Source organism: Ramlibacter tataouinensis TTB310, from assembly GCF_000215705.1.
In the GTDB taxonomy this organism is placed as follows: domain Bacteria; phylum Pseudomonadota; class Gammaproteobacteria; order Burkholderiales; family Burkholderiaceae_C; genus Ramlibacter; species Ramlibacter tataouinensis.
On sequence record NC_015677.1, the window covers coordinates 400522 to 421487 of the forward strand.

Annotated in this window: 19 protein-coding genes; 8 read left to right on the top strand and 11 right to left on the bottom strand. The window is 69.3% G+C overall.

Annotation, left to right across the window (positions count from 1 at the left end; translation table 11 throughout):
• Positions 1 to 11: 11 nt before the first annotated feature.
• The 5 genes from RTA_RS02000 to RTA_RS02020 all read left to right on the top strand — a co-directional run bounded on the left by RTA_RS02000 (position 12) and on the right by RTA_RS02020 (position 5190).
• Complete coding sequence (locus RTA_RS02000) at positions 12 to 731, top strand: haloacid dehalogenase type II (protein WP_013899701.1); 720 nt, start codon at positions 12 to 14, stop codon at positions 729 to 731.
• A complete protein-coding gene (locus RTA_RS02005; protein ID WP_013899702.1) occupies positions 728 to 2890 on the top strand; it encodes a dihydrolipoyl dehydrogenase family protein in 2163 nt (720 codons plus the stop codon). Before RTA_RS02000 ends, RTA_RS02005 begins: the two co-directional genes overlap by 4 nt.
• Before the next feature lies 1 nt (position 2891).
• Positions 2892 to 3659, top strand: a complete 768-nt coding sequence (locus tag RTA_RS02010) for a DUF3047 domain-containing protein (RefSeq protein WP_013899703.1) — start codon at positions 2892 to 2894, stop codon at positions 3657 to 3659.
• Positions 3656 to 4768, top strand: a complete 1113-nt coding sequence (locus RTA_RS02015) for an FAD-dependent oxidoreductase (protein ID WP_041674963.1) — start codon at positions 3656 to 3658, stop codon at positions 4766 to 4768. Before RTA_RS02010 ends, RTA_RS02015 begins: the two co-directional genes overlap by 4 nt.
• Positions 4769 to 4914: 146 nt before the next feature.
• Positions 4915 to 5190, top strand: coding sequence for a PepSY domain-containing protein (locus tag RTA_RS02020; protein ID WP_041674964.1), 276 nt, complete (start codon positions 4915 to 4917; stop codon positions 5188 to 5190).
• Here RTA_RS02020 and RTA_RS02025 read toward each other — a convergent pair.
• Both RTA_RS02025 and RTA_RS02030 read right to left on the bottom strand, forming a co-directional pair.
• Positions 5147 to 5815, bottom strand: coding sequence for a LysE family translocator (locus tag RTA_RS02025; RefSeq protein WP_013899705.1), 669 nt, complete (start codon positions 5813 to 5815; stop codon positions 5147 to 5149). The two genes, RTA_RS02020 and RTA_RS02025, sit on opposite strands and share 44 nt — an antisense overlap.
• A complete protein-coding gene (locus RTA_RS02030; protein ID WP_013899706.1) occupies positions 5815 to 6552 on the bottom strand; it encodes an NIPSNAP family protein in 738 nt (245 codons plus the stop codon). The genes RTA_RS02025 and RTA_RS02030 overlap by 1 nt, the downstream gene beginning before the upstream one ends.
• Before the next feature lie 83 nt (positions 6553 to 6635).
• Between RTA_RS02030 and RTA_RS02035 the strand changes: the two genes are divergently transcribed.
• Positions 6636 to 7625 (top strand): helix-turn-helix transcriptional regulator, encoded by a 990-nt coding sequence (locus tag RTA_RS02035; protein ID WP_041674965.1) that lies wholly within the window; start codon positions 6636 to 6638, stop codon positions 7623 to 7625.
• Here the strand turns inward: RTA_RS02035 and RTA_RS02040 are convergent.
• The 4 genes from RTA_RS02040 to RTA_RS02055 all read right to left on the bottom strand — a co-directional run bounded on the left by RTA_RS02040 (position 7589) and on the right by RTA_RS02055 (position 10910).
• A complete protein-coding gene (locus RTA_RS02040; RefSeq protein WP_041674966.1) occupies positions 7589 to 7816 on the bottom strand; it encodes a DJ-1/PfpI family protein in 228 nt (75 codons plus the stop codon). The two genes, RTA_RS02035 and RTA_RS02040, sit on opposite strands and share 37 nt — an antisense overlap.
• A 16-nt stretch (positions 7817 to 7832) precedes the next feature.
• Positions 7833 to 8699: an alpha/beta fold hydrolase gene (locus RTA_RS02045; protein ID WP_041674967.1), complete on the bottom strand. Its 867-nt coding sequence runs from the start codon at positions 8697 to 8699 to the stop codon at positions 7833 to 7835.
• A 103-nt stretch (positions 8700 to 8802) separates the two neighbouring features.
• On the bottom strand, positions 8803 to 9720 hold the full coding sequence (locus tag RTA_RS19595; protein ID WP_013899709.1) for a helix-turn-helix transcriptional regulator: 918 nt from the start codon (positions 9718 to 9720) through the stop codon (positions 8803 to 8805).
• Positions 9717 to 10910 (bottom strand): phospholipase A, encoded by a 1194-nt coding sequence (locus tag RTA_RS02055; RefSeq protein ID WP_081466187.1) that lies wholly within the window; start codon positions 10908 to 10910, stop codon positions 9717 to 9719. The genes RTA_RS19595 and RTA_RS02055 overlap by 4 nt, the downstream gene beginning before the upstream one ends.
• Positions 10911 to 11148: 238 nt before the next feature.
• Here RTA_RS02055 and RTA_RS02060 point away from each other — a divergent pair, with 238 nt between their 5' ends.
• Positions 11149 to 11958: a phosphate/phosphite/phosphonate ABC transporter substrate-binding protein gene (locus tag RTA_RS02060; protein WP_013899711.1), complete on the top strand. Its 810-nt coding sequence runs from the start codon at positions 11149 to 11151 to the stop codon at positions 11956 to 11958.
• Between the two features lie 13 nt (positions 11959 to 11971).
• Here RTA_RS02060 and RTA_RS02065 read toward each other — a convergent pair whose 3' ends face one another.
• The 5 genes from RTA_RS02065 to RTA_RS02085 form a co-directional block, all read right to left on the bottom strand.
• Entirely contained in the window at positions 11972 to 12397 is a 426-nt protein-coding gene (locus RTA_RS02065) for a hypothetical protein (protein ID WP_013899712.1), read from the bottom strand.
• Complete coding sequence (locus RTA_RS02070; protein WP_041674968.1) at positions 12394 to 14499, bottom strand: ATP-dependent helicase; 2106 nt, start codon at positions 14497 to 14499, stop codon at positions 12394 to 12396. Before RTA_RS02070 ends, RTA_RS02065 begins: the two co-directional genes overlap by 4 nt.
• Before the next feature lie 144 nt (positions 14500 to 14643).
• On the bottom strand, positions 14644 to 15489 hold the full coding sequence (locus RTA_RS02075) for a metal-dependent hydrolase (RefSeq protein ID WP_013899714.1): 846 nt from the start codon (positions 15487 to 15489) through the stop codon (positions 14644 to 14646).
• Complete coding sequence (locus tag RTA_RS02080) at positions 15486 to 16361, bottom strand: DUF6999 family protein (protein ID WP_013899715.1); 876 nt, start codon at positions 16359 to 16361, stop codon at positions 15486 to 15488. The genes RTA_RS02075 and RTA_RS02080 overlap by 4 nt, the downstream gene beginning before the upstream one ends.
• Positions 16358 to 18193 (bottom strand): StlD/DarB family beta-ketosynthase, encoded by a 1836-nt coding sequence (locus RTA_RS02085; RefSeq protein WP_049871353.1) that lies wholly within the window; start codon positions 18191 to 18193, stop codon positions 16358 to 16360. The genes RTA_RS02080 and RTA_RS02085 overlap by 4 nt, the downstream gene beginning before the upstream one ends.
• A gap of 518 nt (positions 18194 to 18711) precedes the next feature.
• Here RTA_RS02085 and katG point away from each other — a divergent pair.
• Entirely contained in the window at positions 18712 to 20928 is a 2217-nt protein-coding gene (katG, locus tag RTA_RS02090) for a catalase/peroxidase HPI (protein WP_013899717.1), read from the top strand.
• Positions 20929 to 20966 lie beyond the last annotated feature (38 nt).

Consider the following 20966-nt stretch of genomic DNA (forward strand, 5'->3'; position numbering starts at 1 on the left):
AGATACCCGCGATGGACCTGAACACCCGTCCGACCGTCCTGTTGTTCGACGTCAACGAGACATTGCTGGACGTCGGCGCCGTGAAGCGCCAGGTCGGCGACCTGCTGCAGGAACCCGGCGCGGGGACGCTCTGGTTCACCACCATGCTGCACTACTCCCTGGTCCTGACCGTCAGCGGCCAGTACGCGGGATTCCCGGAGATCGGCGCCGCCGCGCTGCGGATGCTGGCGCGCAATGCCGACCTGGGCCTGTCGCAGCAAGACGCCTTGGCCGTGATGGCGGGGATGCGCACCGCGGCTGCCCATCCCGAGGTGATCCCCGCGCTGGAGCGGCTGCAGCGGGCGGGGTTCCGCATGGCCAGCCTGACGAATTCGACGCAGGCCGGCGCCGAGGCGCAGCTGGCGCACGCCGGCCTCGACCGGTTCTTCGAACGGCAGCTGAGCGTGCAGGGTACCGGCAAGTTCAAGCCGCACCGCGACGTCTACCTGTGGGCGGCGGACGAAATGGGTGTGCAGCCCTCCGAATGCATGCTGGTCGCCGCCCATGGCTGGGACGTCGCGGGCGCTGCCTGGGCCGGGATGCGGACGGCGTTCGTCGCGCGCGAAGGCCAGCAGAAGTTCCCGCTGGCGCCCGAGCCCGCGCTGGACGTTCCCGACCTGGCGGCCCTGGCCACCCGGCTCACCGCAACGCAGGCGCCATCACCTCAGGCCCGCCCCGGGACAGCTCCATGAGCACAAGGAAGTTGACCCTGGTCGCGACCCTCCTCGCCGCCATCGTCCTCTTCTTCGCCCTGGACCTCGGCCGCTTCCTGAGCCTGGACGTGCTGCGGCAAAGCCAGGCTGCGCTGGGCGCACTGCGCGACCGGCATCCAGTCGTCACCGCGGCGTCGTTCTTCGCGCTCTATGTCCTGGCGACGGCCCTGTCGCTGCCGGGCGCGGCGATTCTCACGCTGGCCGCCGGCGCCCTGTTCGGCCTCGCGGGCGGCACCCTGCTGGTGTCCTTCGCCTCCAGCCTGGGCGCCCTGTTCGCCTTCCTCCTCGCGCGCTTCCTGCTGCGCGACAGCGTCCGCGCCCGCTTCGGCAGCAGGCTGCGCGAGATCGACCGTGGCGTGCAGCGCGAGGGCGCCATGTACCTCTTCACGCTGCGCCTGGTCCCGTTCGTACCCTTTTTCGTCATCAACCTGGCCATGGGCCTGACCGCGCTGCGGCCGTGGACCTTCTACTGGGTCAGCCAGGCCGGCATGCTCGCCGGCACCGTGGTGTACGTGAATGCCGGCACCCAGCTGGCGCAGGTGCAGTCGGTGCGCAGCATCCTCAGCCCGGCCCTGATCGGGTCCTTCGCGCTGCTGGCCGTGTTCCCCTGGCTCGCGCGCGGCATGGTGCGCGTCTTCCAGGGTCGCCGTGTCTACGCGCGCTGGCGGGGGCGTCGTCCGCGCCGCTTCGACCGCAACCTGGTGGTGATCGGCGCCGGCGCGGCCGGGCTGGTGTCGGCGTACATCGCTGCGGCCGTGAAGGCGTCGGTCACCCTGGTGGAGGGCCACAAGATGGGCGGCGACTGCCTCAATTACGGGTGCGTGCCGAGCAAGGCGCTGATCCGCAGCGCGAAGCTCGCGCACCAGATGCGCCATGCCGGCGCCTGGGGCCTGCAGGACGTGGCGCCGTCCTTCTCGCTCCAGGCGGTGATGCGCAGGATCCGCGCCGTGGTCAGCGCGGTGGAGCCGCACGACAGCCCGGAACGCTTCCGCAGCCTGGGCGTGGATGTCGTGGCGGGCCATGCCCGCATCGTCGATCCCTGGAGCGTGGAGATCACCCACGCGGACGGCTCCTGCCGCAAGCTCACCACGCGGGCCATCGTCATCGCCGCCGGGGCGCGCCCGATCGTCCCGCCACTGCCGGGTCTGGATGCGGTGGGCTACGTCACCAGCGACACGCTGTGGGACGACTTCGGCGCGCGCCAGCAGCCGCCCAAGCGGCTGCTGGTCCTCGGGGGCGGCCCGATCGGCTGCGAACTGTCACAGGCTTTCGCCCGCCTGGGCGTCGAGGTCACGCAGGTGGAGCTCGCCGAGAGGCTGCTGGCCCGCGAGGACGACGAGGTCAGCGAGGCAGCGGCGCGCGCCTTGCAGGCCGACGGCGTGCGGGTGCTCACCGGGCACGAGGCGATTCGCTGCGAGCGCCACGGCGACGAGAAGGTCCTGGTGGCGCAGGCCGGGGGCGGGGAGGTCCGGCTGCCGTTCGATGCGCTGCTTTGCGCCGTCGGGCGCCAGGCCAGGCTGGAGGGCTACGGGCTCGAGGACCTCGGCATCCCCGTGGACCGCACGGTGGAGACCAACGAGTACCTGCAGACGCTCTACCCGAACATCTACGCCGCCGGCGACGTGGCAGGGCCCTACCAGTTCACCCACACGGCGTCGCACCAGGCCTGGTATGCGACGGTGAATGCCCTGTTTGGCGGCTTCAGGCGCTTCCGTGCGGATTACCGGGTGATTCCCGCGGCCACCTTCATCGATCCCGAGATCGCGCGCGTGGGCCTGAACGAGCGGGAGGCACGCCAGCAGGGCATCGCGTACGAGGTCACCCGCTACGGCCTGGAGGAGCTCGATCGCGCCATCGCCGACGGCCAGGCCCGCGGCTTCGTGAAGGTGCTGACCGTGCCCGGCAAGGACAGGATCCTCGGCGCGACCATCGTCGGCGCGCACGCGGCGGAGATGCTTGCCGAGTTCGTGCTGGCGATGCGCCATGGCCTGGGCCTCGGCAAGATCCTCGGCACCGTCCACACGTACCCCACCTGGTCGGAAGCGGGCAAGTACGCCGCCGGCGAGTGGCGGCGCGCGCACCAGCCGGCGCGGCTGATGCGGTGGCTCGCGCGCTACCACGCATGGCGCAGGGGCTGAGATGTCCAAGCGCAGCCACGACGCCGACGAGCCGCTTCGCATCGCGCGGCGCGATGCGCTCCTGTGGGGCGCGGCGATGGCCGCGCTGCCCCTGGATGGAGCCGGCGCCGCCGAGGTCGCGCTGCCTCGCTTCTCGACGGCCCCGCCGGGCGGCGGCCCGCCGCCGGGATGGGTGCACGAGACCTTGCCCAAGGTGCGACGCGCCAACGTCTATGCGGTGACGCTGGACGACGGCGTGGCCGTCCTGCACGTGCGGTCCCGCGCGTCGGCGTCGAGCCTGCTCGCGACCGTGCCGGCGGGCACGCGGGCGACACGGCTGCGCTGGCGGTGGAAGGTGTCGAACGCCCTGGCCGGATCCGACCTGCGCACCCGGGCGGGCGACGACTACGCCGCGCGCCTGTACGTGCTGTTCGACCTGCCACCGGAGCGCCTCTCGCTCGCGGATCGCCTGCGCCTGCAGGCGGCGCGCAGCCTGTCCGGCCGGGAGATCCCCGCGGCCGCGATCTGCTATGCCTGGGGAACCGCACAGGCGGCGGGCAGCACGGGATGGAACCCGTACACGGACCGGGTGCGGATGGTGGTGCTGGAAAGCGGCGACGCGCGGGTCTCGCAATGGCGGCCCGCCGAGCGCGACCTGCGGCAGGACTGGGAGGAGTCGTTCGGGGGGGCCATGCCGCCGGTGCGCGCGATCGCGGTGGGCGCGGACACCGACAACACCGGCGACGGCGTCGACGCCTGGTTCGGCGACGTGCTGCTGTCCGGCGCGTGAAGCGGCTCGTGCTCCTGGGCGGCGGGCACGCCCACCTGCAGGTCCTGGCCAGGTTCGCCGAGCGCCGGCCCCGCGGCTGGGACGCGCTGCTGGTCACGCCGCATCCCCGGCAGATCTATTCGGGGATGCTGCCAGGATGGATCGCGGGGCACTACACGCTCGACGAGATCTCGATCGACCTCTTGCCGCTCGCACGCGCGGCGGAGGTGGGTCTGCTGCTGGATGCAGCAACCGGGCTGGACGCCGATGCCGGGGTCCTGCACACCCGGCATCACGGAAGCATCGCCTTCGACGCGCTGTCCATCGACGTGGGATCGGGCCCGCCTCACACCATCCCCGGCGCCGCGGAGCATGGCGTGGGCATTCGTCCCATCGAGGGCTTCGCCGCCGCGTGGGAACGCCTGCGGCGGCAGCTGCACGACACCCGCGGGCCCCTGCACGTCGTGGTGCTGGGCGCCGGCCCGGGCGGAGTGGAACTGGCTTTCGGACTGCGTCATCGCGCCATCCGCGAAGGATGGTCGCACCTGCGCGTGCGGCTCGTGGGCTCCGAGGCCACACCACTGCCGGGCGCGCCCGCGTCCGCACGGACCTGCATGGCGGACAAGCTGCGGGAGGTGGGCGTCGAGTGGGAGGGTTCCAGGCGAGCCGCCGCGATCGAATCCCGACGCATCGTGTTCGAGGACACCGGCGAGGCCGCCGCGGACGTCTGCTGGATCGTGACGGGCGCAGCGCCCGTGCCCTGGCTGGCGGCCTCGGGCCTGGATACCGACGACGCAGGATACGTGCGCGTGAACGGCAAGCTCCAGAGCCTCTCGCACGCGAACGTCTTCGCCGCGGGGGACGCCGCCAGCCACCCGCGGCCGCTGCCGAAATCGGGCGTGTACGCCGTGCGCGCCGGCGCGGCGCTGGCGCGCAGCCTGCTGGCCTTCTGCGAGGGCATGCCGCTGACCGAATGGCGTCCCCAGCGCCAGGCGCTGTACCTGGTGAGCACGGGCGATCGCCACGCCGTGGCGGTCTGGGCGCGCTGGAGCTGGCAGGGAAGTTGGACGTGGCGGTGGAAGGATTTGATCGACCGGCGTTTTGTCGAGGGCTTCAGGCAGAGTGTGTGAGCCCTGCCGGATCCCCGCCGCGTGGGCGTGGCCAGCCTGAGCCTGTCGGCACGTTCTGACGCCTGTCCGTGCCGCTGGCCGATGCGGGGGCGGCGCTGCGGTGCCTAGACTGGCACCGCTGACGTGCTGACCAGAAGGAGAAACACATGCGCAAGCTTCTGCTTTCCCTGGGAGCCGGTGCCGTGCTGATGGCGGGCCTGGCCGCGCCTGCCTGGGCCGACAGAATCCCGGCAGCCGAGCTGCCGGGCGAGGTGGTGCAGGCGCTCCAGAAACGCTTCCGTGACGCCATCGTGCTGGAGGCCGGGCGCGAGCAGGAGGGCGGCCGGCTGCGTTACGAGATCCTGCTGCGCCACGAGGGTCGTCAGCACCAGGTGGACGTCAGCCCCGAGGGCAACATCCTGAAGGTGGATCCGCGGGGCTGATGCGCAGCCAGCTGTGCGACAGCGTCCAGGCGGCAGTGGCCAGCAGCAGCAGCGCCACCGCCCGGGCCGTGCGCACCTGCGCGATTCTTGACCGTTCCAGCCGGCTGCGCAGTGCGCCGGCACCCAGCGCCACCGCCCCGTACACCAGCACCTGGGTGAGGGCGACGATGGCGCCCAGCGCCAAGGCCTGCGGCAGCAAGGCGCCGTGCCCGGGGCGGATGAACTGCGGGAACACCGCGACCATGAAGACATAGGCCTTGGGATTGAGCAGGCAGGTCGCCGCCGCGCGGCAGAAGGTGCGGCCGGTGCTGCGAGAAGACAGATCCTGCACTTCGCCCAGCGTGGCCGGGTGGCGCCACAACGAGACGCCCATCCAGGCCACGTAGACGCAACCGGCGGCCAGCACGACGTTGAAGGCCGCCGGTGCCGCCTGCAGCACCAGCCCCACGCCCAGCGCACCCAGCGCCACGTGGGCCATGCCGCCGGCGACCAGGCCGGCCACGGCCACCAGCCCGGCACGCCGCCCGTCCACCACGGCGCTGGACAGCACGAACGCCATGTCCATGCCCGGCACCACCACGATGCCGAACACGAACAGGGCGAACAGCCACAGGGTGCCGTCCATCACCCGGCCCGCAGTGCCGAACGCGCCGTTGGGCAGAGGCGGCGCGTCTCGGGTGCCGCCGCCAGGCAGGGCTGCAAAGCCGGCGCGATCTCGCGTTGCCAGCGGCCTGCCCGCACGAAGGCGTCGAAAGCCGGTGCGTCGGCGAAGAGGGCGAGGCCCAGCAGCACCTGCTCCTTTTCGCGCACCGGCAGGCGGGGAAAGTCGTTGGGAGCGGGTTCGTTCGTGTACCAGCCCACGTCCAGGGCGCCGCCTTCGCGCAGCACCTGTGCCGCCCGTCCGCAGACCAGGTCCAGCAGGGCGGGCGAGGCGGGCTCGCGCAGCGCGAACACCGTCCCGTCGAGCAGGCCCGGTGCGCAGCCGCCGGCGCCGGCGGCGGGTCGCGGCCGCTCCCGGGTCCACGCGCTGCCGGATCGGGCCGGGCGCAGCAGCAGCACATTGTCCGAATCCGCCATGGTGGCGTTGGCCGCATCGCGGTGGGCCGCCCACACCGGCCCGCCATAGAAGGCCTCCAGGCCGCGCCGCCGCGCCCGCATGTCGGCGAAGCCGCGCAGCCAGGTGAAGCGGTCGGGATCGTCCAGGTCGCGGAACTGGCCCAGCACCCGCATCCCGACGGCCTCCTGCGTCTCGACGAACTCCCTGTCGAACAGCTCGATCAGCGCCTCGCGCCGGCCGGGGTGCAGTGTGTACTGGCGCAACTCGATGACGGCGCAGTCGCGGGCGCCCGGGGCAGTGCTCATGGAAACCTCCTGGTGAAGAGGCCGCGAGTCTGCGCCGCCATACCTGACAGGGAACGGCAGGTATTGCCTCTACACTGCCCCTCATGCGCGCCAGCCGGCTCCTGTCGATCCAGATGCTGCTGGAGACGCGCGGCCGGATGAGCGCGCCGGCGCTGGCCGAAGCGCTCGAAATCTCCGTGCGCACGCTGTACCGCGACATCGACGAGCTCACGGCGGCCGGCGTGCCCGTCTACGCCGAGCGCGGGCGCGCAGGGGGCTTCCAGCTCCTGCCCGGCTGGCGCACCACGCTGACCGGCCTGACGCCCGCCGAGGCGCAGGCGGTGTTCCTCGGCGGGCTGGGCGGGCCCGCCGGCGAGCTGGGGCTGGGCCGGCAGGTGCAAAGCGCGCAGCTGAAGCTGCTGTCCGCGCTGCCGGCGGACTGGCGCGGCCATGCGCAGCGCGTGAGCACGCGCCTCCATCTGGATCCGGTCGACTGGTACCGCGAGCCGCCGCCCGCCGGCTGCCTGCCCACCGTGGCGGGCGCCGTGTGGGAGGAGCGCCAGCTGGAGATCGACTACGAGGGCTGGGTGCGCACCGCGCGGCAGGTGGTGCATCCCCTGGGGCTGGTGCTCAAGGCCGGCGTCTGGTACCTGGTCGCCTCGCGCGAGCGGAAGGTCCGCACCTACCGGGTGGCCGGCATCCGGCAGGCGCGGGTGCTGGACGCGCGCTGCCGGCGGCCGCGCCGCTTCGACCTGGCCCGCCACTGGGCGCAGGCGGTCCGGCGGTTCGAGGTGGCGCTGTACGCCGGCCAGGCGGAGGTGCTGGCCACCGCGCAGGGCCTGGCGGACCTGCGCCGGCAAAACGCCGCGGTGGCCCGCGCCCTGCAGGACGTGCACCCGCCGGCCGCGCCGGGCGCGCGCGTGAAGGTGCGCATCCCCACCGAGTCGGTGCAGCAGGCCGCCGGGCCGCTGATGCGGCTGGCCCCCGAGGTGGAGGTGCTCACGCCCGTGCAGCTGCGCCAGGCGATCGCGGACCGCCTCCACGCCGCGGCCGAACGCTATGGGCTGGGGGGCCCAGCGTGCGGCCGACCTTGAACGGCCGCACGCGCGCCGGCAGCGGCGAAGGCGTTGGCAATCTCCTGGTTGAACGTGGGCAGGTCCTGCGGGCCGCGCGAGGTCACCAGTTGCCCGTCAGATACGCAGGCCCGGTCAATCCAGCGGGCGCTCGCGTTCTCGAAGCCATCGGTGGCGACCAACGCGATCCGCAGGTGATCCAGGCTTTTCATGCGGGCTCCTCGTCCCTCAAGTGGCGTGGTGCCTGACCAGGAAGTCCCTGCTCAGCGTGACGACCTCGTCCAGGTGTGTCTCCAGCAGCCAGTGACCGCCGTCCAGCAGGTGGAGCTGGGCATCGGGCAGATCGCGCAGGTAGGCACGCGCCGACGCCTGCGGCATATAGCCATCCTGCGGTCCCCACACGATCAAGGCCGGCGGGCGGTGCTCGCGCAGGTACGACTGGTATCTTGGAAACCAGTTGAGGTTTTCCTTGAGCCCGAACAGCACGTCGGCCGCGATCTGCCGGCGCCGCTCGGTCATCAAGGCCCAATGCAGCTCCCAAAGGTCCGGCGACAGCAGGGGCGCCAGCTGCGGCCCCACGTCGTTGAGGAATTCGGCCTTGAATTCCTCTTTGGTGACGTGCTGCAGCAGTTCGCGGCGTGCGTGGTCCTCCGGCAGCTCGAAAACCTGTTTCAGGCCCTCGTACTTGGGGCCCAGTGCATCTTCATAGATGTCGCCGTTCTGGATGATCAGGGCGGCTATGCGCTGGGGCACCCGCATCGCGAGCCGCAGCCCGATCTGCGAGCCGAAATCGTGCAGGTACAGCGCAAACCGCCCGACGCCGAGGTGGTCCAGGAAGCGTTGCAGGAAATCGGCATAACCGGTGAAGCTGTAGTCAAAGCCCTGCGGCGTGGCGCTGTAGCCGGTGCCGGGAAAGTCCGGCGCCAGCAGCCGCCACCGGTCGCCCAGCGCGCCCATGAAATTCCTGAATTCATAGGACGAGGAAGGGTATCCATGCGGCAGCAGCAGGACGGGGGCGCCGGGTGACCCGGCCTCTCGGTAGAAGACATCGGTCCCGTTCAGGACCAATCGTGAATGCCTTACGGTCGTTTTCATGGCGCGCGTGTTGCTTCGATCACTGGAAATCGGAGGGCAAATGGAGAAAAGAGGGGGCAGAGGGTGCCCGGCTCGGGCCGAGGCGCCTGCAACCGGATCCATGCTAGCCGCGCGGCTTTCGCGTGGCTTGTATGGAATTGCGCAGTTGCGATGCGGCAGCGCGTGTCAGCGCCGACCGGAGGGCGGAAGGCGGGGCGCCGAAGGCCTGGCGGACGCTGTGGGTCAGGTGCGCGTGGTCAGAGAAGCCCACGTCGGCGGCGAGCCGGGTAAGGTCGGACTCGCCGCCTTCCAGGGCGTCGAGCACCCGCGCCAGCCTGACGTGCAGGCGGTAGCGGGTGATCGTCATGCCCGTCGCCTGCCTGAACAGGCGGGTCAGGTGGAAGGGCGTGCATTGCGCGTGCAGTGCCAAGGCAGGCAGGCTGTGCCTGAAGGCCGATTCTGTGGAGACCAGCTCGCGGATGCGGCTGACGGCCTGCCACGCCCGTGCCGTGAGTTTCGGCAAGCCGGGCGGCGCATGTGCCAGGGTGCCGGCCTGCGCGGCCAGCAGGTACAGCGCCCGTTCCTCGCCTTCCATCGGGTCTAGGGCGCGTGCTGCCATGGACGAGCGCATCAATGCTGTCTCGAGCAGCACAGGCTGCGGCACCAGCAATCCCAATTCACGCCCGTTGGACCGGTCGCCGAACACCTCGCCGAGCAGGTCCTTGCCGAATTCGAGAAACAGCGATTCGTCGGGGTGTTCGGTGATGAATGGATGGCTCAGGCGAAAGGGCTGGTCGCCCCGGTACAGCACGCTGCTGCCCGGTTCGATGACCGCTGCCCGACGGTGGGCATGGTGCAGGTGGGTTCCGCGCCGGATGAAGGTCAGCGACGGGACGCCGTCGCCCAGCTCCTGCGAAACGTGCGCGGTCGAGGCGATCCCCTGGTAAGTCGACACCTGCACCAGCGTGCTGGCGAACAGCTTGTGGATTTGGTGGGTGCCCGGCCGCCATCGCGGCTTGCCGGCCGAGTCTGGGGCGCTCACCAGTCCACCAGCGCCACTCCCAGGCTGAGCACGTTGCGCTTGCGGTTGTAGTCCAGCATGCTGTCGCCATAGCCGCTGAAGTACTGCGCGTGGAAGCGCAGGTCGCCCAGCGGCCCGCCCTGGCCGCCCTTGCCCAGGGCGCGGAAGTACTCCAGCCGCAGCGAGCCCTTGCCCGACGAGCGCAGGTTGTGCCGCACCGTGGTGGCCACCGTGTCCAGCGGCGACATGTGCCAGAAGCCGGTCAGCTCGCTGCGTCCCATGAAGTTGCTGATGTCCGGGTTGTCGTCGTTGCCGTTCTCGAACGCGCGCTTCCACACCCGCGCCTCGAGGCCGAAGCGGTTGTCCAGCTCGAAGCCGGCCATCGCATAGACGCGGTTCCAGCTGCGCGACTGCGGCAGCTGGCGGCCATTGGACTGGTGCGACACCCCCAGGCCGACGTGGCTGAACCGCCAGCCCAAGGGCAGCTGCAGCGCCGCCGGGTAGACGTACACGGCCTCGGGCTCGTAGTCGGTGGTGCGGAACGGCCGCGACAGCTCCGGGGTGAAGAACTGCCAGTACGACTGCTGGGTGAAGCCCACCCACAGCGAGTCGCTGCGCACCGGGTCGCGGGCGGTGAGCAGGTTGGCCGCGATCTTGACGCGGGCCGACAGCTGGATGCGCGCCTCCGCGGTGCGGTAGGGCTCCTCGGCGTCGTCGCTGCGTCCGGGCGCCGGGGAGGTCGGCCGGCGGTTGACGCTGTCGGCCGCCACCACCGACGCCGAGATCGGCCGGTAGCCGCGCAGCTCGAAGGTGCCGCAGTCGGTGGCGCGTTCCAGCTCCCAGAAGCGCGACAGGCGCGAGTAGCGGTCGTCGCGGCAGCCGGCCTGGGCGCTGGCCACGACCGCCGGTTCGGCCGGCGGGATGGGCGCCGCCGCCGGGGCGGCGGCCCCGGGCGCTGGCGGCGGCGTGATGCCGGGCGCGGCCACCACCGCCGGAGTCGCCTGCTGGCGCAGCGCCCAGGTGTCGAAGCAGGCCAGCCGCGCCGCCGGCTCCTGGGTGGCGGCGCAGGACTGCCAGCTGTCGGTGGGGGCGGCCTGCGCGGCTGGGGTCTGCGCCGCCGCGGGTGCCAGGCCGGCCAGCGATGCGCCGGCGGCGCAGCTCAGCGTGGTCACGGCTCGGGCGATGGGGGAAGCGTTCGACTTGGGGGGCATGGAGGCTTTCGGTGCAAGCTCTGCAATACGCGAAGGTAGCAGCCGGCCGCTGGCGCGCTTGTAGGCCAAGGCCGGATGATCGCCCGCCGCAGCGGGCGGGAGGCCGCGCTTGTGTGACGTTTCGTTCTGCGGGTTAAACCTTAAGAAAACCAGCTCTTCACCATCCCATCAGGAGCCGAGATACTGCGCGCCTCTCTCGTCGTTACTAAATGTAAATATCTCTGTGGGGCCACTCTCTATGCGTTCATTCATTGCCACCCTCCTGTTCGCCCTTGCCGCCGGCCACGCCGCCGCGCAGGCGCCCGCTCCGCTGGTCTTTGCCGTGAACGAGGGCGCGACCTACCGCGTCAATCCCGGCGCCACGGCCGAGCGCTTCCACGACCTGGCCGAAGACCTGTCCCGGCTGATGAAGCGCAAGGTCCGCATCCAGCCCGTCGTCGACTACAAGGAACTGGTCGAGGGCCTGAACGAGCAGCGCTACGACCTGGCCTACGTCCATCCGGCCCATCACTCGATCCGCGCCATGAGCAAGGGCTACCGGCTGGTGGCGCTGACCAAGGGCTTCACCGAGTACCGCGCCTCGTTCCTGGTGCCCGCGAACTCCCCGCTCAAGACCATCGCCGAGCTCAAGACCGCCAAGGTCGGCGCGCCCGACGAGGATTCGATCACCTCGGTCATCATGCGGGCCACGCTGCGCGAAGCCCTGGGCGAGGTGCCCACCGTCTCGTACGTGCGCATGCAGGACGCGGTGCCGTTCATGGTCGAGCATGGCCTGGTGGCCAGCGGCGTGACGGCCTCGCGTACCGTGGTGAAGGACTGGCAGGACAAGGGCGGCAAGGTCCTGTTCAGCAGCAAGCCCGTCCCGATCAAGCACATGATCGCCAGCCCCCGCATCAGCGACGCGCAGCGCGAGCAGCTCACCGCCTACTTCGTCGGCCTGGAGCAGAGCGCCGAAGGCAAGAAGCGCCTGGAAAACCTGAACGTCGGCGGCTTCGTGGAATTCGACCAGAACTCGCTCACCGGCATCGGCAAGTGGCTCGGCGTCTGACCTGACGTTGGGTTCAGCGCGGCGCCGTACGGCGCAGCACGAAGGGCCGGGCGAGCTCCGTGCCCTCGGCCTCCCAGGTGCCGCGGATCTCGCGGCCGCAGGAGCCCTCGACCACTTCGCCCAGCCACGTCGCGGAGATGCGCGTGCCGTCGGCCGACTCTTCCATCGTGAACTCGCCGTCCTCCACGTCGCCCGCCACCTCGCTGCGGGCGCCGTTGCGGTTGACGGTGCCGCTGAAGCGGCCCTCCCAGCGCGGATTGCGCTCCAGCAGCACCGTGGCGCCCTGGGCCAGGCCCTCGAACTCGGCACGCCACCGGCCCAGCAGCTGCTCCGGCTTCAGCTCGGCGGCCCGGGGGCAGGTCCGGACCTTGGTTTGGGCCGCAGCCTGCACCGGTGCCAGGCAGGCAGCCATCAAAAGAAGGGCGATCGTGCGTTTCATGGTGTGCCGGCGGCGGCTTGCGCCGCGCTGTCCTGGGCCTTCCTGGCGAACTCCGCGCGCAGGGCCTTGAGCTTTTCGCGCGGGTCCTCGCGCGCGGTGGTCTTGTCCAGCGCCATCTCGGCGATGAAGCGGCTGGGCTGGGCCGCCACCATCTCGCGGCCCTTCTTGCGCTTCTTGGTCCAGCTCACGGCCAGCGAGCGCTGGGCGCGGGTGATGCCCACGTACATCAGCCGGCGCTCCTCCTGCAGGCGCTGCAGCAGGCCTTCGCTCATGGGCCCGTCGGCGCGTCCGGTCGGGTTGTCGTCGTCGCCCAGCTTGAACGGCAGCAGGCCCTCGACGCAGCCGACCAGCATCACGTGCGGCCATTCCAGGCCCTTGGCAGCGTGCAGCGTGGACAGGGTCACCACGTTCTGGTCCTTCTCGCGCTCGCTGATGGTGGACAAGAGGGCGATGGTCTGCGCCACCTCCAGCAGGTTCTTGCGCTCGCTGGCGACGGCCACGCCGGCGGCATCGTCGATCTGCCCGCCGCAGCGCTGCGCCATCCAGTCGCAGAACTCCAGCACGTGGGTCCAGCGGCTGGCCGCCAGCTTCTCGCTGTCCTCGCTGTCGTACAGGTGCTTCTCGTAGCCCATGTCCTTGAGCCAGTCGGCCAGGAAGGCGCGCGCGTCCTCGGCGCCCAGCGTATGGCGGGCGCGGTACGCCAGGTCGTTTACGTAGCGGCCGAACTCGTGCAGGCTGCCCACCGCCTTGGCCGGCAGCACCGAGCCCAGCGAGGAGGAGAACAGCGCCTCGAACAGGCTCAGCTTGTACTGGCTGGCAAAGGTGCCCAGGTTCTGCAGCGTGGTGTGGCCGATGCCGCGCTTGGGCGTGGTCACCGCGCGCAGGAAGGCCGGGTCGTCGTCGTTGTTCACCCACAGCCGCAGCCAGGCGCACAGGTCGCGGATCTCGGCGCGGTCGAAGAAGCTCTGGCCCCCCGACACCTTGTAGGGGATCTGCGCCTTGCGCAGCGCCTGCTCGAACACCCGGGCCTGGTGGTTGGCGCGGTAGAGGATGGCGAAGTCCTTCCACTCCTTGTGCACGCTGCCGGCGCTCCCGGCCTCTGATCCGGCGCGGATCGACTGGATCCGCGCCACCGCGCGCTCGGCCTCGTGCTCCTCGCCGTCGGCGTCGACCACGCGCACCGGCTCGCCCTCGCCCAGCTCGGAGAACAGCGTCTTGGGGAACAGCTTGGGGTTGGGCTGGATGACGTTGTTGGCCGCGCGCAGGATGGCCGAGGTGGAGCGGTAGTTCTGCTCCAGCTTGATGACTTTGAGGTTGGGGTAGTCCTGCGGCAGCTTCTTCAGGTTGTCCAGCGTGGCGCCGCGCCAGCCGTAGATCGACTGGTCGTCGTCGCCCACCGCGGTGAAGCGGCCGCGCTCGCCCACCAGCAGCCGGAGCAGCTCGTACTGGGTGGCGTTGGTGTCCTGGTATTCGTCGACCAGCACGTGGCCCAGGTTCTTCTGCCACTTCTCCCGAACCTCGGCGTGCTCGCGCAGCAGCTTGAGCGGCAGGCCGATCAGGTCATCGAAGTCCACGCTCTGGTAGGCGGTCAGGCGTTCCTCGTAGCGGGCCATGATGGTGGCGGTGACGCGCTCGTTGTCGTCCTTGGCCTGGGCCAGCGCCTGCGCCGCGTTCAGGCCCATGTTCTTCCACAGGCTGATGGCCCATTGCCACTGGCGCGCGGTGGCGGCGTCGGTGGTGCCGCCAGCGTCCTTGAGGATGGAGGTGACGTTGTCACTGTCCAGGATGGAAAACTGGGGCTTCAGGCCCAGCGCCGCGCCATCCTGCCGCAGCAGGCGCACGCCCAATGCGTGGAAGGTGCAGATCACCACCTCCTTGGCGTCGCGGCCGATCAGCGACTTGGCGCGCTCGCGCATCTCGGCGGCCGCCTTGTTGGTGAAGGTGATGGCCAGGATGCGCCGGGCTTCGCAGCCGGCCTGGATCAGCCGCGCGATCTTGTGCGTGATCACACGCGTCTTGCCCGATCCGGCGCCGGCCAGCACCAGGCAGGGCCCGTGCAGGTAGTTGACGGCTTCCTGTTGGGCGAGGTTGAGGCCGGACATGCGTGCGCGAGAAGGAAGAGGAGTACGGCGGGGCGAAGCGGCGGATGATACCGAGGATGGCTATGGCCGCTTGCGGCCGACACGGAGGTCGCCCATCACGTGGGTCCAGATCGGGGCCTGACTGCTTCTGGTGCTACGCAATGCTCAGTTCCGCTCGCTCACGAGCCGGAACTTGCCAGCGTTGGCGGCGAGCCAGTCTTGCGCGAGCGGGCTGACCTCCTGGCCGGGGTGGAAATCGCGCCTCAGATAGGCGGACCAATGGCCGAACGCGTGCCGCAAAAGACCGCGTTTCCCGAAAAGGAAGCGGCCTGCGCTGACCCATGTGCGGCGACGCCACAGCGTGCGGTCGTTGCTCAGGTTGAATACGGTCTGGCGAAAGCAGTCAGTCGCAAAAACCACCGTCGCCACCAGCATCCACCAGCGGCGCCAGCCATGGCCGCCACCGATCTCCCTGTACACGTCGAACGCGATCGACTTGTGCTCGATTTCTTCGCAGGCATGCCACAACCAGAGCGACCTGAGACGCTCCTCGCAGCCGTCGAACACGTCCGGATGACACAGCAGCCATTGGCCCAGCAACGCCGTGAAGTGTTCGTAGGCGACGGTCAGCGCGAGCTTGTGCCGCGCGGAAAATCCCTTGATCCGGCGGATCCGACGCTCAGCGCGAGGTATCCACCGATTCGGCAAGCCCTGCCGTTCTAGCTGCGCATTGAACAGGCCGTGGATGCGCCGGTGTATGGCCTCCTGTGCGACGAAGCCTTGAATCGCTGCCTTCCGGCCATCGCGCTTTTCCGGATGCAAGAGCGGGAGGCAATCGCGCACGGAGTCAATGAACAGCTGTTCGCCCGGAGGAAATCCTTGGGACAGCGCATTGAAGAATGCCGTCCTGAAAGCATCACCCCCGCACCAGTGGCGCGCAATGGGTGTCTGGAGATCGACCGTCGGCTGCCGCGCGAGCGGTGCACTAGCGGCAACGGCCGGGTCGTTCATGCAGCTGCCTGCCTCTTCTTGCGAACCAGCAGCGTATAGAGCATTTCGGACGACAGGCCATGCAGCACCAGCCTGTGCCCGGCGCGCAAGGTCGTCAGCGGGACCAGCGGGTGCTTGTTGTTCAGCAGGACCAGATGTTCCGGCTGACCCAGGATCTTGGCCGCATAGATGGCGATCGGCTCGTCCATCTGCAGCGAGTTGGTGGCCCGCCAGAAATCATGGTCCGAAAGGAACAGCGAATAGACCGGCGTGAACAGGTCGATCGCCGTCTCGAGGTCCAGGAAGTTGGTCCAGCGGTTCGGCAGGTCCTCGATGCGCATGTCCACGTCGTCGATGTCCCGGAAGTCAGGGTGTTCGATCTTGCCGATCTCGATGTTCTTCTCTCGCAGGTCACGGTTCAGGTTGATGACGAAATTGAACAGGTTGATGTCGTGGCGCAGGAACACATGATCGATGAGATCTTCGATCCGGCGCGGCATCAGCGGACTCAGCGGCACGCTCACGCCCGGCACGTTGCGCGCGATGAAGGCCAGGTTTTGTGAGCCGATGTGGAAGTGGCGCAGGATCAGCCAGTTCGCCTCCGGCCGCACCCAGGTCTTCAGGCCCCACACCAGCATCCGATGCAGCAACGCCGACGAGGTGAATGCCTTCGGCAGCAAGACTTTCCACAGCTGGAGAAGGATGATCACGACGTGCGCGAGCGGCCGCAGGACCGGGAGCAGGAACTGGCGCGTTCTCGAGCGCAGGTTGCTGATCCACGCCTTCTTCACCTCGTCGAGCACCGGCACGCTGGTGTCCATGTACATCGCGAGCCACGGGTCGGGATCCGCCGGATCGTGCGGAACCTTGGAAATGTCGGTGTAGATCGTCATTGGACGTGGTCCATGTGCAGCAGGTACAGCGACGCGACTTCGCGCGCGGTGCGCACGATTGCGTCCGACATCGCCTGCGGGTCCTCGGCGCCGTCCAGGGCGATCTCGACCGCGGCCAGCCAACGTTCCAGGTGGTGCGGGTCGTTGTCACCGTGGTATTGCAGGAAACGGTATGCCTGCGGCGGCAGGCCCGTCTGCTCCCTGATCATCGGCAGCAAAGCCGGAATGATCCGCTGGCCGGTGCCTTCGATGATGTAGATGCCACCCAGCAGCGCCACCGGATTCGGTCGCGCAGCAGCGGCGTGCATATAGGCGTTGAGCGCCTCGCCGCCCGGGTTGCGGACCAGCGCATCCAGCGGCTTGTCGCCACCGGCACGCAGGTAGTCCTCGTACAGCACCTTGAAGTCGTTCTTCTCCTCGTTCCCGTGCTGCCGGATCAACGCTTTCAGCAAGAGAAACGGCTCGCCGATGCTGTCGACCGCTTCGAACATCCAGCGGCTACCCTCGCGCACCTGCGGCACCCAATGCTCCATCCAGGTCCGGTAGTCGGCCGCGGCAAACCTGCCTTCGACGAGCTTGCGGATGAGGGGCGTGCGCCATGCCGCCGACCGGTAGTCCTGCCAGACGCCCGCCAGGCGCTTGAGGGTGTCGGACAGCGCGGTGGCCATGCCGGCGGCGGCCATCACCGGCGCCTCCGGCAACGCCGGCTGGGGCGGCGTGCCGGCGTGCCGTCCTGAAGCCTGCGCCGCCGGGTCGCCGGACTCGACCGCCTCCAGCAGCGCATACGACACCGTGAAGCGGCCGGATTCGGGCACGAACAGCAGGATCTTCTGCCCGTTTCGCAGGCGGCCGCTGGCGAGGAAATCGTCGAGCATCACGAAGATCGAGGCCGCTCCGGTATTGCCACGCACCGCGAGGTTGCTGTACCAGCGCTCCCTCGGAATCACGAGGCCCGACTTGTCCATCAGATCGCCCACCACGCCACCAAGCTTTTCCGAGGAGTAGTGGCAAAGGAAATGATCGATCTCCTCCGGGCGGAACACACCGTCACGCACCAGCTTCGCGTATTCATGGATGCCGACGTCGAACAGGTGCGGCAGCAAGCGGATGTCCTGCCGCAGCAGGAACGCCCCATCCTTCTCCGCGTCAGCGAACGACGGGTAATCCAGGTACGACTGCGGCCGATTCTTCTCCGGGAACCCGACCTGCATGCACAACGGGTAGTCACCAGAGAACGATTTCAGGTGGAGCCAGTGCAGCTTCAGCGACAAGCCGTGCGTGGCCGGCCGGCTGGCTAGCCGGAACGCGCCCGCACCATCCGACAGCATCCAGCGCAGGAAGTGGCTGTCGAAGTCGGTGTTGTATTCGCGCGAGGTGAAGCGCGATTTCTTGAACAGGCGCGACGGGAATTCTGCGGCGACCACCATGCCGCACGCGTGCTCGCCGCGCTCGACCAGCATGGCCCCGTGTTGCAGCGCGGCCATGCCGGACGCGCACACACCCTGGTGGCTGCTTGTGACCAGCGGCTGCGCGCCCAGCTCGCCCTGGACCGCGTTGGCGAATCCCGGCAGTACCGTGTCGCCGCCCGAGGTGCCGCTACAGAGGAACGCAAGGTCCGACAGCGCTCCCTGTGCCTTGTCGAGGCAGTCGCGGATGGCTTGCGCGCCCATTTGCGCGCAGGAGTGGGTCGTCCGCGCGTCCTGGTCCAGCGCATAGTGGCGAGTCTTGATGCCGGCTTCTTCAAGGATCTTGTTCTTGATCCGCGGCGAGCGGGCATTCAGCGGCTCGATGAACTGATCGATCTGATCGTTGGTCACCGGCGCGTTGGGCATGAACTTGCCTGTGCCGGTGATGTACACGCTGTGATAGGGCTTGATCAAGGGATGGAACGGCGATCTGGAGGGGGTCAAACGGATGGGAGCAAGCCTCGGACGTGACAACACATGCGTCTCATGGCCTTGATCATCACGAGCTGGTGCGGGCCGGCGTGGAGAGCATCGTCGCCAGGCAACCATGGGCGCCAGGAGGCGGCCGACAGGAACGCCTTGCTCTCGAAAGTTGCGCGATGGTCAGGTCCAGAACGCTCTCCACTGCGCCTGATTATGGGCGAACTCAGCAGTGCCAGGGCATGCGGTGGCCTGCACGCAACGCAGGCCATCCGCGATCGGCATGTCGGCTCCGACCCCCAGCAGAAGTGGGCTTCAGCTGGCCGCCTTAGGCGCCACCTATCGAGCTCTTGCAAAACTCCAATTCGTCCCCGGCCATCCGCCGAATACCCTACGGGCTGGACGCTGACGGATCGGTTGACTCATCCGCAGCGGACATTCCCACACCCAAGGAGAACAGCAGCATGAGCGCCGAAACCGAATTCAAGTGCCCCGTCGCGCACGACAAGGCCGCCGCGGGCAACAAGCCCAGGCAGACCCGCACCAACGCGCACTGGTGGCCGGACCAGTTGAACCTGGGCATGCTGCACCAGCATGCCGGCCTGGGCGACCCGATGGTCGAGGACTTCGACTACAAGGCCGAATTCCAGAAGCTGGACCTGAAGGCCGTCATCGCCGACCTGCACGCGCTGATGACGGACTCGCAGGACTGGTGGCCGGCCGACTACGGGCACTACGGCCCGTTCTTCATCCGCATGGCCTGGCACTCGGCGGGCACGTACCGCATCTTCGACGGCCGCGGCGGCGCGCGCTCCGGTGAGCAGCGCTTCGCGCCCCTCAACAGCTGGCCCGACAACGGCAACCTCGACAAGGCGCGCCGGCTGCTGTGGCCGATCAAGCAGAAGTACGGACGCAAGCTGTCCTGGGCCGACCTGATGATCCTGGCCGGCAACGTGGCCCTGGAATCCATGGGCTTCAAGACCTTCGGCTTCGGCGGCGGCCGCGAGGACATCTGGGAACCGCTGCCCATCGACTGGGGCCCCGAATCCAGCTGGCTGGGCGATGAGCGCTACAGCGGCGAGCGCGAGCTGGCCAAGCCGCTGGCTGCCGTGCAGATGGGCCTGATCTACGTGAACCCCGAGGGCCCGAACGGCAAGCCCGACCCGGTGGGCTCGGCGCGCGACATCCGCGACACCTTCGGCCGCATGGCCATGGACGACGAGGAGACCGTGGCCCTGGTGGCCGGCGGCCACACCTTCGGCAAGAGCCACGGCGCCGGCCCGGCGCACCACGTGGGCGAGAACCCCGAAGGCTCCAACATCGAGGAGCTGGGCTTCGGCTGGAAGAACGCCTACGAGTCCGGCATCGGCGCGCACACCATCACCAGCGGCATCGAAGGCGCCTGGACCCCCACGCCCACGAAGTGGGACATGAGCTACTTCGAAACCCTGTTCGGCCACGAGTGGGAGCTGACCAAGAGCCCCGCCGGCGCCCACCAGTGGAAGCCCAAGGGCGACGCCGGCCGCAACGTGCCCGACGCGCACATCCCCGGCAAGCTGCACCAGCCGATGATGACCACCGCCGACCTGGCGCTGCGCTTCGATCCGGCCTACGAGAAGATCTCGCGCGACTTCATGGCCAACCCGCAGAAGTTCGCCGACGCCTTCGCCCGCGCCTGGTTCAAGCTGACCCACCGCGACATGGGCCCGAAGGTGCGCTACCTGGGGCCCCTGGTGCCGAAGGAAGACCTGCTCTGGCAGGACCCTATCCCGCCCGTCAACCACAAGCTGGTCGACGAGTCGGACATCGCGGCGCTGAAGAAGAAGATCCTGGACGCCGGCCTGTCGGTCCAGCAGCTGGTGAAGACCGCGTGGGCCTCCGCCTCCACCTTCCGGGGGTCCGACCTGCGCGGCGGCGCCAACGGTGCGCGCATCCGCCTGGCCCCGCAGAAGGACTGGGAGGCCAACGATCCGGCCGAGCTGGCGCAGGTGCTGGCCCGGCTGGAGGGCATCCAGAAGGACTTCAACGCCACGGCCACCGGCGGCAAGAAGGTGTCGCTGGCCGACCTGATCGTGCTGGGCGGCTGCGCCGCGGTGGAAGCCGCCGCCCGCAATGCCGGCCACAGCGTCAAGGTGCCCTTCGCCCCGGGCCGCATGGACGCCTCGCTGGAGCAGACCGACGTCAACTCGTTCGAGGTGCTCGAACCGGCGGTGGATGGCTTTCGCAACTACATCCACACCGGCGCCCAGGGCAACGTCGCCAACGGCATGATCGACAAGGCCAACCTGCTGATGCTGACCGCACCCGAGATGACGGCGCTGGTCGGCGGCATGCGCGCCCTGGGTGCGACCAGCGGCAACGTGAAGCACGGCGTGTTCACCAGCCGCCCCGGCACGCTGACGCCCGACTTCTTCCGCAACCTGCTGGACATGCGCACGGCCTGGAAGCCGGTAGAGGGCACCAAGCACCTGTTCGAGGGCACCGACCGCAAGACCGGCCAGGTGCGCTGGACGGCGACCCTCGCCGACCTGATCTTCGGCTCCAACGCGCAGCTGCGCGCGCTGTCGGAGGTGTACGCCGCCGCCGACGGCGAAGCGCACTTCGTCAGCGACTTCGTGGCCGCCTGGGACAAGGTCATGAACCTGGACCGCTTCGACCTGCGCTACCGCAAGGCGGCCTGACGCGAGGGATCGGGCACGGGGCGTGCCGCGACAATACG